Source organism: Bacteroides sp. 43_46 (genome assembly GCF_001915455.1).
Taxonomy (GTDB): domain Bacteria; phylum Bacteroidota; class Bacteroidia; order Bacteroidales; family Bacteroidaceae; genus Bacteroides; species Bacteroides caccae.
The window spans coordinates 49070-65335 of sequence record NZ_MNQN01000127.1 but is presented as its reverse complement, the minus strand read 5'-3'; the positions used below and the strand labels follow the sequence as shown (position 1 = coordinate 65335).

The following is a 16266-nucleotide window of genomic DNA, read 5'->3' as shown; positions in this document are numbered from 1 at the left end:
ATAAAAGGGAAAATATATGAAAAAATATTTATATATAGCATTGATAATGGTGTGTGGACTGGCATCTTGTGATGTGCTTGATACAGAACCAATGGACTCGTACAACGAACTTTTAATATGGCGTAATAAAGATTTGGCCGAAAATGTGCTGAGAGAAGCTTATTGGACAATTCTTAAGGATTTGTATTGTTCGGGAGATAATAATACAGAATGTTTGCGTACAGATTCGTGGACAGATAATGTTTGGAATAAGGATAACAACTCTGTAGCAGCGGAAGCTATTTCTCCTACAAATATTGAAAATAATATAGGAGGTTTTAATAAATACTCTTATATCCGTAGAACGAGTCTTATCATAGAAGAATTGACTAACAATCCTGATATTGACGGACAAAGTTGTAAACAGTTTATTGCCGAAGCTCGTTGTCTGCGCGTAATGGTGTATAGTTGGATGGTACGTCGCTGGGGAGGAGTAATGCTTGTTGATAAACTGATGACTCCTAGTGATGAAATGTTAATGTCTCGTAGTACAGAAGAAGAAATGTATAGATTTATGGTCAATGAGTTGAAACTTGCGATTCCCGATCTACCCTCAACTGCCAATAAAGAGCGTTTTACAAAAGGAGCAGCACTCACGTTACTAACGCGTGTATCATTGGAAGGCGGTCTCTATGATGAAACTATTGCTGCTGGAAAACAACTGTTTGAAGGAGAGGAAGCTGCTAACTGGAGTATAGACCCTGAATATCGTAAAATGTTCGGTAGTTTTTCTTATCCGGAAACGAGTCCGGAAATTCAGTTCTATTTTACACAAGGTGATAAAAAACAGTATTGTGAGAATTTACTTCCTATGTATGTTGCCGGTACATTAGCACCCGGACGAAATATTATGGGGCCGGCTTTTAATGATAAAGTGGATGCATGGTGTGCTAACTGGCCCTCCCATGAACTGACAGAAGCCTATTTGGCAATTGATGTAGAGGGAGACCAAACTGCAAAACATTATACAGAGACAGCAAAATGGAAAAATGCTCCGGTAAAGACTGCTTCCATTATGTATAGTAACAGAGATAAACGTTTGGATGCTACTATTTGTTATGATGGTACTACTTATTTCACTTCTCCTATTGAGATGGATACTAAAGGTAATTGCTACTGGGAAAATACACAGAATCATGGTTTTATGACTCAAAGTGGATATATGTGGCGTAAATACATTTATGAATTGGACGGTACAGATGCACTTCCGGGATACCAGATCCTTTATGATTTTCGTTATATCCTATTTAGATTGGGGGAAGCTTGTCTTAACTATGCTGAGGCGCTTGGCCGCAAGGGAGAAATAGACAAGGCTATTAGAATGATGAACATGACTCGTACTCAACATGGTGGATTACCCGCTTTGCCGGAAAGTTCTTCAGAAGCAGATTTCTGGAAATATTATAAGATAGAACGTCGGGTTGAATTAGCTTTGGAGGGTGACCGCTATTTTTCTGTCATTCGTTGGGCAAAAGTGGAAAATGCAACCTCCGTATCTGAGTTTAACAAACGTACCCACTGTATTATTATTGATGGGGACGATGATACATTTACTTTAATTGATACCAGTCATGGAAGTTCGACAGGAAGCGACCGAGTGTTCTCTTGGCCTAGACGCATGTATTTCCCGTTGCCTGAATCAGAACTCATGTCTAATCCTAATTTACAACAAAATAATCATTGGTAATGAATATGAAAAAAGTTATAGATATCTCTTGGCTAAGTGCCTTTACGTTCTTCATGTTATTGACTTTATCTTCTTGTTTGGAAGCAGGGCTGGATGAACTGGAATCTTATAATGACGCAGAGATCAGAGGATTTAAGTTTGAACATCGTTGGGAACAAACTATAAATGGGGGAAATAACACTCAATTGGGTGTGGTTTCACTACCTACTAATGTAAAAATAGAAGGAAATACTGTTTATTGCACAATCACTGTTCCTGAAGCTGGAAATCCCAGTTTTTTCACTGAGGAGGTACGCAATAATGTAAAGTTGGAAAAGATTGTAGGTATTGCTACAATTTCTACCGCATCTACTATTTATCCGCTAGAAGGTGCACCTGCCTTAGGCAAATGGGGCGATTTTTCCAAAGTTTCCAAATACAAGGTTGTTGCAGCCGATGGTAAAACAACCAAAGAATGGATTATACAATGTACGTTGATAAAATAGCTCCAATAGATAATCAGTATATATAATTAACAGAGGGGATAAGCATTATTCTGAATGTCCTGTCCCCTCTTTTTTATTCTAAATTTTATAAATGATAAAGTTTCCATGAAATATATATTTGTTACGTATATTCTATTGGTAGCAGTATCTTTGCAGGCCCAAAACAAAAAAATGGTTTTAGAAAGTGGTAGAACCTATTATGTTTATACTTGCCCTGACGCCCCCAAAGTCGTAACTCATGCAGCCGATGAATTAAGCAAATACATCACTCAAGTATTTAAAGTTTCATGTGTTCGACATTCTGCTTCATTGGATCGACCTGAAATGTTAGTATTTACTAAAGAGAAAGATAGTACAGGATACGTACTCCCGGCGAATATTGCACTTGGTGAAGATGGTTATTACTTAAACATACAAAAAAATGCAGTTGTCATCAGTGGACAAAATGGTAGAGGTGTTCTATATGGAGTATATTCTTTTTTAGAAAAATATATAGGATGTCGCTGGTATAGCTCTGAAGTTTCTTTTATTCCCTTATTAAATAAAAAGCAATTACCTTTTATAGAAGAAAGCTATACACCTGTTGTGAAATGGCGGGAAGTTTATTATTATGATTTGTGTGATCCTGTTATTGCTGCACAACTGAAACTGAATGGGAATATGCTTCGAAAAGGACTGACAGCTCCTAATAGGTGGGCTATAAAAGGTGGTCGTCATGCTGATTGGGGGCTGTGGTGTCATTCACTCTATGATGTGGTTTCTCCCAGTCTTTATGATACTCATCCTGAATATTTTTCTGAAATTGAGGGAAAAAGAATTCAACCACGTTCGGAAGGAACACAATTATGTTTGACTAATCCAGAACTTCCTTATCATGCTATCAATTCTTTAAATCGACTGATTCAAAAAACACAGGCAGAAGTTCCTGTATGGGCTGATTCATTAGCACATTATTGGAGTGTGAGTCAAATGGACGGAAGAGGGAACTGTACTTGTCAGCAATGTCAAACATCAGATTTGTATGATGGAAGCCCCAGTGGAACGATGTTGAAATTCGTTAATCAAATAGCTGAGCACTTTCCGCACAAAAAAATAGCGACTTTAGCTTATACTTACACTAGAAAGGCTCCGCTATATACTAAACCGGCATCTAATGTTGTAATTCAAATGTGTGCTATAGAAACAGCCCGGCAAGGTATTAATTTTCCTATCGCTACTTCAAATATTCATGCTACATTTAGAAAGGATTTGGTAGACTGGGGAAAGATTTGTAATGAAATATTGGTTTGGGACTATGTTATCCAATTTCAAAACTTAGTTTCACCATTTCCCAATTTCAGTACTATGCAGGACAATATTAATTTCTATATAGCTAATAATGTTTCAGCTGTTTTTTGTCAAGGAAATAGGGAAAAAGGGGGTGAGTTTGCCGAGCTACGTGGTTATTTGCTAGCTAAATTATTATGGAATCCACAATGTGATATGAAACAGGAGATGGATGATTTTTTAACAGGGTATTATGGTAAGGCAGGAGTTTATATCAAGCGATATATCGCTGACATGGAACAAGCATTAAAAAAATCAAAAGCCATACTTTCTATGGATGGTGATCTTGAAGCTCATCGTGAAGGTTATCTGTCAAAAGAATGTATAGAGCGTTACAAACATTGGTTTGATTTAGCTGAAAAAGCTGTAATAAACCAACCGGATGTATTGAAACGGGTTCGGAAAGAGCGAATGGCTATAATGTATGCTCAAATTCGTTTGGAATATGGCACGAGAGAAGAACGCAAACAACTGCTTACTCAATTAATTCAACTGGCTGAAGAAAATGATATCTGGATGTTCAGTGAGGTAGATAATCGTAATGATCAGAGTGGAAATAGAGAGATGTTCTATCAAAAGTATAGATAAATTTGAAATTATGAGAAAACTGTTACTTACATTATATTATCTGTTTGTGGTATGCTTGGGTACTTCTGCGCAAGAACCGTGTCCTTGTGTTATTCCTGCTTTGCAGCAATGGAAGGGAGGAAATGGAAAATTGCTCCTGCCTGCTGAAGGAAGTATCGTTGTAAATCCAGCCAATGAAGCAGAACTTTTATCCACTGCTCGTATATTGGTCGATGACTTGAGAGATTTAATGAATTGGCATTACATCATAAAAACAGGAAAACCACAAAGGAATGATATTTATCTATCGTTGATAAAACCAGACAAACAGTTAGGTGACGAGGGGTATGTGTTGGCTACAACCCATTATGTCAGTATTGAGGCACCTACTGTGAAGGGACTCTTTTGGGGGACACGCAGCCTTTTGCAAATCTTGTATAATCAGCAAGGTAAATTGCCGAAAGGAACAGCACGTGACTTTCCGAAATTTTCGAGTCGTGGGTTTATGTTGGATGTAGCTCGTAAATTTTTCACGTTGGATTATTTGAAACAATATGTCAAAATACTTTCATTCTATAAAATGAATGAGTTCCAGATCCATTTGAATGACAATGGTTTTCCACAATTCTTTAACAATGATTGGAAGATGACCTACGCTGCTTTCCGCCTGGAAAGTGAACGTTTTCCTGGATTGACGGCTAAGGATGGTTCGTATACTAAACAGGAATTTTCTAATTTACAACGTATGGGAATGAGCTATGGAGTAAACGTTATTCCTGAAATAGATATTCCTGCACACTCTCTTGCTTTTACGCATTACAAACCGGAGATCGGCAGTAAGGAATACGGAATGGATCATTTGGATCTTTATAAGGATGAGACTTATCATTTTCTTGATACGCTGTTTGATGAGTATCTTTCTGGTGAGCATCCTATATTCATTGGTCCTGACGTACATATCGGTACGGATGAATATAACAAGAAGGAAGCGGAGCAATATCGTTATTTTACTGATCGTTATCTGAAGTATATCGAAAAATATGGTAAGAACCCTCGTATGTGGGGTGGCTTGAAATGGCTACCCGGTAAAACTCCCGTAAAGGCAGGAGGAGTGACAGTTAATGCATGGTCGTATGACTGGATAGATCCCGAAGCCTCTTTAAGGGAGGGATATCAACTAATAAACACATGCGATACTTATCTATATATTGTGCCCAGAGCTGGTTACTATCGTGAATTTTTAGATCATAAATGGATCTATGAATCATGGAGTCCATGGTTGATGAATAGTAAGCAGACGCTTCCTGAAGGAACTCCGGGAGTGTTAGGTGGAATGTTTGCTGTATGGAATGACATGTGTGGCAATGGTATTTCTGAACAGGATGTACATTTACGTTCTTTTCCTGCTATTCAAGTGTTGGCTGAAAAACTTTGGAAAGGAGATAACAAGATTGTTTCTTACGAAAGTTTTGAAGCCTTATGCCGCATAATGCCGGAAGCTCCGGGAGTGAATTTATTGGCACGGATTCCTAAAGAAATGTGTCTGACTCCTTTAGGAAAGGTGTGTTTATTGAGTGGGACGGATACTATTCGTACTGCTTTGCAGGAAGTGGGTTACCCTTACGTAGTATCATTTAAAATTTATCCGGACAAGGATACCAATATCAACGGAATTCTATTTGAAGGACCACATTCCAAAGTATATACCAACTGGGAAAATACCGGACGGATTGCTTTCAGTCGTGATGGGTATACTTTTGTTTTCGGTTCTTATTGCCTTCCGAAAGGAAAATGGACAGATATTTGTATTTCAGGGGATTATAAAGGCACATCACTATATGTTAATGGCAAATTGCAAGAACGTTTAGAAGGACGTAAAATGAAAGTTTATTGCAAAAAAAACAAGCGTATGGATTATATGCCTTATCAGGAGACGTTAATCTTCCCCTTACGCTGGATTGGCAATCCGTTGAATGGGTTTAAAGGAAAGATACAAAATGTGACTTGTGTACAGAAGTAAAAAATCAATCACTATCAAAGAGTAAATGTAAAATGAAAAATATAGTTTCTGCTTTAATTGTTTTGTTTTGTAATGTATGTGTTATACAAGCTTCTTCCCTTTTTAAAATTGACGATAACTATCTGAGTCAGCATGATATTGTCTATCTGGAACCGGAGTTTGACAGTTTCAATGGTTTTCCTCTTGGTAATGGAGATCTCGGAGGTATGTTATGGTTTACCAACGAGGGCATTACTTTACAAATTAACAAAATAGATTTATATGATAAACCAGCTAATGGGAGGATGACTTTGCGTTCGGCGGGACGGTTAAATGTTAATTTAGGTGTACCGTGTTATAGCTATATGCATCTGGCTGATTTTGAAGCTCGTTTATCTCTGCAAAACGCAGATTTAAAGATTAAGAGTTCGACACCGTTTGCCGATACGGAGATAACATCTTGGGTAGATGCAAACTCTAATGTCTGGGTGATAGATTGTCAGGCTGATTATAAGAAAACATTGCCTTCTGGAGCTGTAAATCGAATTTCTTTGGAGCGTTGGGGCAGTTGTGACTTTGGAGGATGGTATGGTTCACGTGACCGGGATGTGGCCAATGGATTAGGTACTGCAAAGGTGAATAGACAGGAAAATGACATCATTTTGGAAGAAAAGTTTGAAGGTGGTCTTCATTTTACTATTGCGTGTCGGGTACTTGAGACCCCGACAGAGATTCTGCGTGTCAGTGATCGGGAAAGCTCAATGATTACACCTTTGTCTTCTAAACAGAAATATAAGATTTTAATATCAGTTGTCAGTTCTAATGATTCGGACAATCCGACTCAAGAGGCAATTTCATTACTGGATAAAGCGGAAGTAAAAACGTTTACAGCGCTTCGGAAAGAACATCTCAGTTGGTGGACTCACTTTTGGTCGAAGTCATTCGTTCATCTGGCAGACAATTATCTGGAGAATATTTATTATATTCGTCGTTATCTTATGGGAAGTTCTTCACGGGGAAAATATCCGGTACCATTTAATGGCGGGTTATGGACTACTAATTATGATCATCGTCAGTGGGCTACACCCCATCACTGGAATACCCAAGAATCTTATTGGGGGCTTGCTGTTCAGAATGATTGTGATTTATTACGACCTTATATTGAAACTTATGTCAATATGATTCCTCAAGGAAAAGCATTAGCCAGAAAGAAAGGGACAAAAGACGGATTATTAATAACTGAGGCGCATGATTTTTCCGGTAACATGGTTAGTGCTAATTGGGGAAATATGACAACGAATTATACTCCGGCCAGTCAGATAAGTAAAATAATGTGGGAGTATTATGCTTATACCCAAGACCGTGACTATCTTAGGAATACAATTTATCCGTTTATGAAAGAGGCTGCAGAATTCTACTTGAACTTTCTTCAGTGGGATGATGTCCGAAAAGAATTTTATATTTATCCTGCACAACCTTACGAACATGAATAGAGTAGTAAATTAAAGAATACAATAACAGATAGATACATGATTGAGTCATTATTTAAAAATTGTATTAAAGCTGCTCAGGACCTAAATATGGATAAGTCAAAGATAAAACAATGGAAACATGTTATATCACATTTATGGGCTCCTCCGATTTTGGATGTACCCGAAAAAGGAAAGGTATTTGGATTGGCGTTTACAGAAAATAATGAAGTGTATCCGGATGCGAAAACAAATATACAAGGCTATCATTTTGACGCACATACTACAGCTGTTTTTCCGGCAGGTGTGCTTGGGTTGGATCATAAAGGGACCGATTATTTTGAAATAGCCCGAAACATTGCTTTGCATCATCCGAAAAACCGGAATGCTATTACTCCCGGAGCGATTGTTTCCGCACGATTGGGGCTGGGAGATAAAGTGTTGGAGCGTTTGCAATGTAGCGTTAATTATTTGCAGCATTTTAATCAAGGGCTATTTTACAATTTAGACCATTGGCATTATTTTTCTCGTTATGTTGATCAGATTCCTAATGCCGAATTATATGCTCAGCGTGACTATATGTATGACTCAAGATTGACTTACAATCGTCCTGAAGCCGGAAAATCGGGCTTTCGGACAAAGCCTTTCGTTCAATGTGGTATGGAAACAATGGGTATTTTAGGTACTGCTATCAATGAGATGTTACTTCAAAGTCATGAAGGAAAGATAAGGGTATTTCCGGCGATACCTTCGAAATTCGCATCTGCTTTTACTCTACGCGCTGAAGGAGCTTTTATTGTTTCCTCGGTTATAGATAGTTTAGGGAATATTCCATTTGTTGAGATAAAAAGTTTAGCAGGAAAAGAATGTCGTATACAGAATCCTTGGGATGATGATTTAGTTCAAGTTGTCACGCAGAATAATCGAAATGTAAATATTGAAGTCAATAAAGATAACGTGATTTCTTTTAAAACTACAATTGGGGAGTCTTATATAGTAAGAAAGAAAGGTATCGATGTGAATCATGTATCAAAAACATATCATGCTGTACCTAATATGTTTCCAAAGAAATATGGTGAGGCTATGTTGGGTAAAGAGTGTACATTTATAGATCGTGAACACTAACTTGATTTTATAAATATATAGATATCGCTTGTACTGATTATTGTCAAGAAAAGCGGCTGCTCCTGTATTTGGGTGACAGTCGCTTTCTTTTAAGAAACTATTTTGATGTCATTCGTATAGTTAGTTATTTATCTTTTTTGATGTCCCTTGTGCTGTACGCCAAAAAGAGTTTTTTACATCACGTGCCACTTCTTTCCAGCTTGGCATGCTTTTCAACGAACGGCGCACCGGGAAATCATAAAGCAGCAACAGCAGGAATAAGAAGATACAGGCATAAGCCACCCAGCCATAAATCTGCTTGATGCTCACTTCCATCATCTGACTGATAAACTCTTCCATGTAATGGCCGAGATTGAACGGACTGCTGCTGAATGATACATGGTCGATTGCCGCCCCGTAGCGTGCCAGGTTATCAGGAACGTAATAAGCCAGTCCTTGTGCATAGATCGCGCAACCCAATACACCGCCGACTACCATGTGAAGCATATTGAATACACTTAACGATTGGAAAAAATGTTGGAAAGTCATGATTTCTTCCAGGCAGACCATAAAGGTGGCGCTTAATACCGCATAGGCGAATCCCCGGCATATTGTCGGAAGATAAAGCTGTGAGATGTGAATATCAGTAGAGATTGTCAGATAGAACCCTATCAGATAGCCGATAAGCCCTAAGAAACCGACAATGATAAGACGTACATAATTATAGTGTTTGATATGCATCCACCAATAAGAGAATACGCAGCCGATTACTATACCGATAATAGCAAACCACGCCAATTGCACGCTTACCAGCTCCTCATACTTCATCACTTCCTCATAAAAAACTTCTTCCAATACATGCTCGGTTGCCAGAAATGCTTCCACTAGTGTGATTAGTCCCAATAAAGGTAAGAGGTAGCGGTAACTCCACATTTTAGGCTCTAAGAACGGGTGACGGATAGTCAGCATGCGCCAGATGCAAAAAAACAGGGTTATCAGGATAGCTACCGACAACTGACGGATAACCGGACTGTTCCACCAGTCATACCAGTCACCGTAGTTGAAGAGGAAAGCTATCTCGGCCAGCAATGCCGCCCATAACGCTGCCCCCAGCCAGTCAATGCCGAACAACGGAAACTTGCGCATAAACCGGAAATGCTTTACGCAAATAGTCTGTATCAACAGGACTATTATCATCAATCCTGCAATGAAAAGATTCATATATGTCCAGTGATAATGATACATCAGATAAGTCGTTATCAGGTCGGACAACTGGATGCTTCCTAAGACGACGATGTGAAGCCAGGGAAAGAAAACGGTAAAATCCCGTTTGGGCGTCATCCACAACTGAATGTTGGACATACATTCAAAGGTTCCCTGGATTTTGCACATGCCTTCGATGAAACATATCAACCACAATAGCGGAAGGAAAGTAATATGCGGAGCAATCAGGTTACAGACCAATACCCCCAATGCAGCCGATGTGAGCAACGTCTTATTTGTAAAACGGAACTTCATGCGGAACAGCAAGGGGAAGTAGATAGCCATACCTGCGAGATTGGCGTACATACACATCAATATATCCTCACGCATCAACGCCATTCCCCCGATCATCTGGTTCAATGCTCCCAAATACACCCCGCCCGAAAGTTGGAAAGTAACGGCAATGAACAGATAAATCCACGGTTGTATCTTCCGCGGTACGAAGCTACGGAACATGGGCATCACGAAAGGGCCATTTAAAACAGGTGTTTCCATACGTTAATATTTCACCTCACATTCTACATTGAAACCGGCACGCAAGCGTTTTAAATCTTTCGGCTTGTTTCCTTTCAGGCTGATGCGGACGGGGATTCGCTGTTCTACCTTTACAAAGTTCCCGGTTGCATTGTCCTGCGGAATCATTGAGAAAGCCGCTCCCGTAGCATCGGAAATGGATTCGACGATACCTTTGAAAGTGACGCCCGGCACTGCATCTGCTGTCATTTCCACATCTGCACCTTCTCTGATATTGGAAAGCTGGGTTTCACGATAATTGGCGATTACCCACAAATCGCTGCTGTCTACAATATCCACCATGGTCTGTCCCGGTTGAACCAACTGACCCTCCAGAATCTCTTTCTTTCCTGTGGTACCGTCACACGGGGCGATGATAACCGTATAGGAAAGATTCAGACGGGCAAGCTCTAAAGCTGCTTCTGCCAGGCGGACACCTGCTTCGTTCTGTCCTAGGCGATGTGTCTGTTCGCTTTTCACTAAAGACGTAGATTGTTTGGCACGCGATACCTGTTCGTAACGGGCTTTGGCTGTTTCATAAGCCGTATGCACATTATCATATTGCTGCTTCGTCACAGCATCTTCCTGCAATAATTTCTCAAAACGGTTCAGTTCACGTTTGGCATTTTCCATTTGTACGCGTACTTCTTCAATACTTGCGTCACTTACGCTCAGGTTGTTTTGGGTAGTGGTAATGCCTATGGTCGTTGCCTGCCGTCCCGCAGTGGCATTGGCCAAATCCGCTTCCGCCTGTGCTACACGAAGACAGAATTCCGCATCTTCAATAATAACGAGCGTATCACCTTTTCGTACCTGCTGATATTCTTCAAAGCATATCTTCTTGATAAATCCCGGCACACGGGTATTAATAGGTGTGATATGTTGTTTCACCTGTGCATTGTCGGTATATTCGATGTTTCCCAAATGAATGAACCGGGAACAAACATAAGTGGCACCACCAATGAGAAAACAAAGAATCAGAATGTTGTATATAATCTTTTGAGTCTTTCTAGCTATCATAATCTGTTCTATTTAAAAGGGTATGAGTAATTGATTTTCAATTAAAGGGTATGTGTGATATATTTCATTTTATAGAAACTGTAAACCACGTTGATACGTGCGTTGACCAGACCGAGGTCTGCGCTTAATTTCATGTTGCTGGCATCGAGCATGTCGGTAAGTAATGCAAGGTCATTCTTATAGCGATTACTGGTTACGTCGTAATTCTGATTGGCAAGCTCCACGCTTTTCTCTTGTGTGCGAAGGTCGGTAAATGAGGTCAGGAAATTGACATAATTGGCTTGGACGCCGTTCTCTATCTGTTCCTGCGCTAGTGAATATTCTTCCTGTGCCTTACGCATATTCAGTTTTGCCTGGCGTACTTTCTTGTTGTTCTTGAACAGTGATGAAAGATTGTATTTGATTCCTACCCCCACATGCCAATAATTGAAGTTATTATCCAGCACGGGGACTTCAATAGTGATAGGCCCGTCCAGATGCTCACCGGCTACGAGAGCTATTTTCGGAAGAAGTTCCGAGCGTTCCAGTTTGACTTTCTGTTTGCTCATCTTCATTGCCAGTTGTGCTTGCTGCAAACCGACATTGCTCTGCGAAGCCAGTAGTTGCCAGTCGTTTTCCGCCAGAGCCTTCACTTCTTCGTCCAGTAGGGTGGAGTCGGGGATGATTTCCGTTCCGGCAGGAAGATGCAGCGTAGTCACCAGTTGGTGATTCATTATTTTGCATGCATCCTTTACTTTGGCTAATTGCAGTTTCAATGTCTCTTTTTGTAACTCATAACGGGTGATGTCATTTTTCAGAGCTGTTCCTTGTGTGCGTCGGGCTTCCATATTGCGAATCACCTGTTCTGTCAAATCGAGGTTCTTCTGCAACACTTGTACCTGGTTATTCAACTTATATAAATCCAGGTAGTAGCCGGTCAGAAGAAAACGTATCTCCTGCCGGTTCTTCTGCCAGTCCAGCGCAGCCATTTGCTGACTGAGTTCTGCTAAAGTAATACTGCTGCTGATAGCACCGCCTGCATAAATGACCTGTTGTGCTTCCAGCGCAAAGTTATTACCAAAATGAGGCATTGGAATGTTCTGCCCGTTCTTGAAGTCACGGTCCCACAGATACCCGTCACCCAAATAACTGAAAGAGAGCGATGCGCTGATGTCCGGCAAACGTTGTGACTTGGCAGCTTTCAAAGCCTCATCGGTAACTTCCTTCCCGGTTTTATACGTTTGAATACTCTGACTGTTCTCGTCTGCCAGACGGAACATCTCGTTAATGCCCAAAACTTTCCTGGTAAGTGTTTGGGCAAATGAACCCTGACTGCATAGTACTACGCATAGCGGTACTATGAGCCATCTTTTTTTGCTCATAAAATAAAAAAGAAATTTAGTTGATAATGATAAATATATGTTCCTATATCATGCCGCCTCCAAAGAAGGGAAGCCAGCATTTCGCATCGTGGCGAGTAGTTCTTATAGAAATAATCAAATCTGCACTGCTACACCCCAACCGTGGAAGTCATGCATTTTGTTCTCGTAGCGAATGGAAATTTGATAATACTTTAGTTTCATCTTGATACCTGCTTTTCTAATTCGGTTTGCAAAATTATGGAAAAAAACAGGTAAGTTGTGACCTTGTATATACGGAAATATAATGTTTTTTAACGATTTCTGTTCGGAGATTCATGTAGGAGACACGGATAAAAGATCTAAGAGATACAGGTGGAATATATTCCCTGTATCATCATTTCGGTAGATCGGAGCAGTACTTATTTCCTGCTTGTCGAAATAACGGTAACACTTATCATAAACAAGTGGCAAACTGCTTCACCGAGATTCAGATTCGAAACAGGAGATAAGGTTTTTCTCAAAGTATTCTCACTATGATGAGAAAAAATTCTCATCATAGTGAGAACTTTTTCTCATAGTAATAAGTATTTTTTCTCATAAGGGTGAGAATACTTCCTTGTCAGAGCATACTGGAACGGCATATTTTATTGCAATTTATTGTAAGGATAATAAAAAGAGACTGAACTCAAAACGGAATTGAGCCAGTCTCTTCTTTATGATGTAATACTGTAATAATCAGTTTTTATGCATTCAGCGCCTGTTCGATATCTGCGATAATATCATCCGCATTTTCGATACCTACCGACAGACGAATTAAGTCCGGGCGTACCCCTGCTTCCATAAGCTGTTCGTCCGACAACTGGCGGTGAGTATGGCTTGCCGGGTGAAGCACACAGCTACGTGCATCTGCTACGTGAGTGACGATAGCTATGAATTCCAGTGAATCCATAAACTTGATAGATACGTCACGTCCGCCTTTCAGACCGAAGGAGATAACTCCGCAAGAACCGTTCGGCATATATTTCTGTGCTAAAGTGTAATATTTATTATCCGGCAGTCCGCAGTAGTTTACCCAAGCTACTTTCTCGTTCTTGGACAGATATTCGGCGACTTTCTGTGCGTTGCCGCAATGTTGAGGCATGCGTAAGTGAAGCGTTTCAAGTCCCAGGTTCAGTAAGAATGCGTTTTGGGGGCTTTGGATGCTGCCGAGGTCACGCATTAACTGTGCAGTGGCTTTAGTGATATAAGCACCTTTGCCGAAAGCTTTTGTGTAAGTCAGCCCGTGATAAGATTCGTCCGGCGTGCAAAGTCCGGGGAATTTATCGGCATGAGCGTCCCAGTCGAAGTTACCGCTATCTACGATACAACCGCCTACGCTGGTAGCGTGTCCGTCCATATATTTGGTAGTGGAGTGAACAACGATATCTGCTCCCCATTCGAACGGGCGGCAGTTAATCGGAGTCGGGAAAGTATTGTCAACAATCAAAGGGACACCGTGGCTGTGCGCGATACGGGCAAACTTCTCAATATCCAGCACTTCGAGGGAAGGATTGGAAATTGTTTCACCGAACAATGCTTTCGTATTCGGACGGAAAGCTGCGGAAATTTCTTCTTCGCCGGCATCCGGATTGACGAAAGTAACCTCAATACCGAGTTTTTTCATTGTCACTCCGAACAGGTTGAAAGTACCACCATAGATAGCGGAAGAACAAACGAAATGGTCACCTGCCTGGCAAATATTGAAGATAGCGTAGAAGTTGGCAGCCTGACCGCTGGAAGTCAGCATGGCGGCCACACCACCTTCGAGGGCGGCAATCTTAGCGGCCACAGCGTCATTCGTCGGGTTCTGCAGGCGGGTATAGAAATATTTGAAAGTTGTACTTTGATAGATGGGCAATACGCGTGGTTCGCCCTTTTTAGGCGTCCACCCTGCCTGTACGCACAGGGTTTCGGGCTTGAATTGTTTTGCCATAATGTTATCGGGTTATGTTATCGGGTTTTAATGATTTATTTCAAAAAATGTTTTAATGGCGCAAAAGTAGGGAAAATAATTGTATTTTTGCCCTGTTTATGAGTGAAATGATACTCACGTGAAGGAGATAATTGTGTAGATATGAAAAATAAACTCTATATTCTTTTATTCTTAATTTTTCTTTTCTCGGGTACGGCACTTTGGGCGCAGCAGAGGGCTACTCCGAAGTCGGGAGAAGGCATCTCGTCTTTTCTGTTGAGGCACAACCGTTCTCCGAAGAAGTACTACGATGACTTTATCGAACTGAACAAGAAGAAACTGGGAAAGAATAATGTGCTGAAAGTGGGCGTGACTTATGTCATTCCGCCGGTAAAGAAATCATCGGGAACTTCTGCCGGGAATACAGAGGCTAAAAATACAACAGCTAAAGGTACAGGAACCCAGCAGAGATCTTCCAAAGCTAAAACGACTAAAATAGGAACCACTATCAAAGAACCTTTGTTCGGAAAGGAACTGGCAAATGTCAAAGTCACTTCCAACCGCCTTGCAGGTGCTTGCTTTTATGTCGTCAGCGGACATGGCGGACCCGATCCCGGAGCTATCGGACGGGTAGGGAAGCACGAACTTCACGAAGACGAATATGCTTACGACATCGCTCTTCGCCTGGCACGTAACCTGATGCAGGAAGGGGCGGAAGTTCATATCATCATTCAAGATGCCAAAGACGGTATTCGAGACGATTCGTACCTGTCGAACAGCAAACGGGAGACTTGCATGGGCGATGTGATCCCGTTGAATCAGGTACAACGTCTTCAGCAACGTTGTAACAAGATAAATGCCCTTTACCAGAAAGACCGTAAGAATTATTCCTACTGCCGGGCAATCTTCATCCATGTAGACAGCCGTAGCAAGGGAAAGCAGACTGATGTTTTTTTCTATCATTCAAACAAAAAAGCGGTTAGCAAGCGCTTGGCGAATAATATGAAAGACACATTCGAATCAAAGTACGGAAAGCACCAGCCGAACCGGGGATTCTCCGGAACAGTGAGCGGACGCAATTTGTATGTGCTTTCGCATACTACTCCCGTTTCTGTTTTCGTGGAGCTGGGCAATATCCAAAACTCTTTTGACCAGCGCCGTCTGGTGATAAATTCCAATCGTCAAGCATTGGCAAAATGGCTAATGGAGGGCTTTCTGAAAGATTATAAAGAGAAAAAATAAATATAAAACATCTTTTTCGTGAACAAAACCGAAATAGGAATGTTTTATATATGCAAATCGCCTGATGACTACTTGTAGGTATGCGAGTATATATGAGTCGGTGAATATGCCTCCCCGGCATAACAGGTAGATTGCATAGTAGTTTTGTCGTGTTTTATTTTGTGTTTGTGTTGTGACGGTGCTGCGATGTGAATCGGGGTACCGTTTTTATGTATGTGACAGAAAGAAATTGTAAATGGCTGCATTAAAAAAAGAATAAGC

General features: G+C 40.7%; 11 protein-coding genes. 7 read left to right on the top strand and 4 right to left on the bottom strand.

Going from position 1 to position 16266, the window contains the following annotated elements; genetic code table 11:
- The first annotated feature begins 16 nt into the window (after nucleotides 1-16).
- The 6 genes from BHV72_RS15655 (at nucleotide 17) to BHV72_RS15630 (ending at nucleotide 8697) form a co-directional block, all read left to right on the top strand.
- The gene (locus BHV72_RS15655) at nucleotides 17-1726 is read left to right on the top strand and encodes a RagB/SusD family nutrient uptake outer membrane protein (RefSeq protein WP_055173554.1); all 1710 of its coding nucleotides are present in this window, start codon (nucleotides 17-19) and stop codon (nucleotides 1724-1726) included.
- A gap of 5 nt (nucleotides 1727-1731) precedes the next feature.
- The gene (locus tag BHV72_RS15650; RefSeq protein WP_122264876.1) at nucleotides 1732-2211 is read left to right on the top strand and encodes a DUF5018-related domain-containing protein; all 480 of its coding nucleotides are present in this window, start codon (nucleotides 1732-1734) and stop codon (nucleotides 2209-2211) included.
- Between the two features lie 105 nt (nucleotides 2212-2316).
- Nucleotides 2317-4125: a glycoside hydrolase family 20 protein gene (locus tag BHV72_RS15645; protein WP_182317056.1), complete on the top strand. Its 1809-nt coding sequence runs from the start codon at nucleotides 2317-2319 to the stop codon at nucleotides 4123-4125.
- Between the two features lie 10 nt (nucleotides 4126-4135).
- Entirely contained in the window at nucleotides 4136-6124 is a 1989-nt protein-coding gene (locus BHV72_RS15640; protein ID WP_122264875.1) for a family 20 glycosylhydrolase, read from the top strand.
- Nucleotides 6125-6156: 32 nt separating this feature from the next.
- A complete protein-coding gene (locus BHV72_RS15635) occupies nucleotides 6157-7596 on the top strand; it encodes a glycosyl hydrolase family 95 catalytic domain-containing protein (RefSeq protein ID WP_286856596.1) in 1440 nt (479 codons plus the stop codon).
- Nucleotides 7597-7632: 36 nt separating this feature from the next.
- Nucleotides 7633-8697, top strand: coding sequence for a glycoside hydrolase family 95-like protein (locus BHV72_RS15630; protein ID WP_286856595.1), 1065 nt, complete (start codon nucleotides 7633-7635; stop codon nucleotides 8695-8697).
- 120 nt (nucleotides 8698-8817) lie between these two features.
- Here BHV72_RS15630 and BHV72_RS15625 read toward each other — a convergent pair whose 3' ends face one another.
- The 4 genes from BHV72_RS15625 to BHV72_RS15610 form a co-directional block, all read right to left on the bottom strand.
- Entirely contained in the window at nucleotides 8818-10434 is a 1617-nt protein-coding gene (locus BHV72_RS15625; RefSeq protein ID WP_122264872.1) for a hypothetical protein, read from the bottom strand.
- A 3-nt stretch (nucleotides 10435-10437) separates the two neighbouring features.
- Nucleotides 10438-11472: an HlyD family secretion protein gene (locus tag BHV72_RS15620; protein ID WP_286856594.1), complete on the bottom strand. Its 1035-nt coding sequence runs from the start codon at nucleotides 11470-11472 to the stop codon at nucleotides 10438-10440.
- A 41-nt stretch (nucleotides 11473-11513) separates the two neighbouring features.
- Nucleotides 11514-12833, bottom strand: coding sequence for a TolC family protein (locus BHV72_RS15615; RefSeq protein WP_286856593.1), 1320 nt, complete (start codon nucleotides 12831-12833; stop codon nucleotides 11514-11516).
- 721 nt (nucleotides 12834-13554) lie between these two features.
- On the bottom strand, nucleotides 13555-14784 hold the full coding sequence (locus BHV72_RS15610) for an O-acetylhomoserine aminocarboxypropyltransferase/cysteine synthase family protein (RefSeq protein ID WP_286856591.1): 1230 nt from the start codon (nucleotides 14782-14784) through the stop codon (nucleotides 13555-13557).
- A gap of 141 nt (nucleotides 14785-14925) precedes the next feature.
- Between BHV72_RS15610 and BHV72_RS15605 the strand changes: the two genes are divergently transcribed.
- A complete protein-coding gene (locus BHV72_RS15605) occupies nucleotides 14926-16005 on the top strand; it encodes an N-acetylmuramoyl-L-alanine amidase family protein (RefSeq protein ID WP_286856589.1) in 1080 nt (359 codons plus the stop codon).
- The last annotated feature ends 261 nt before the right edge of the window (nucleotides 16006-16266 follow it).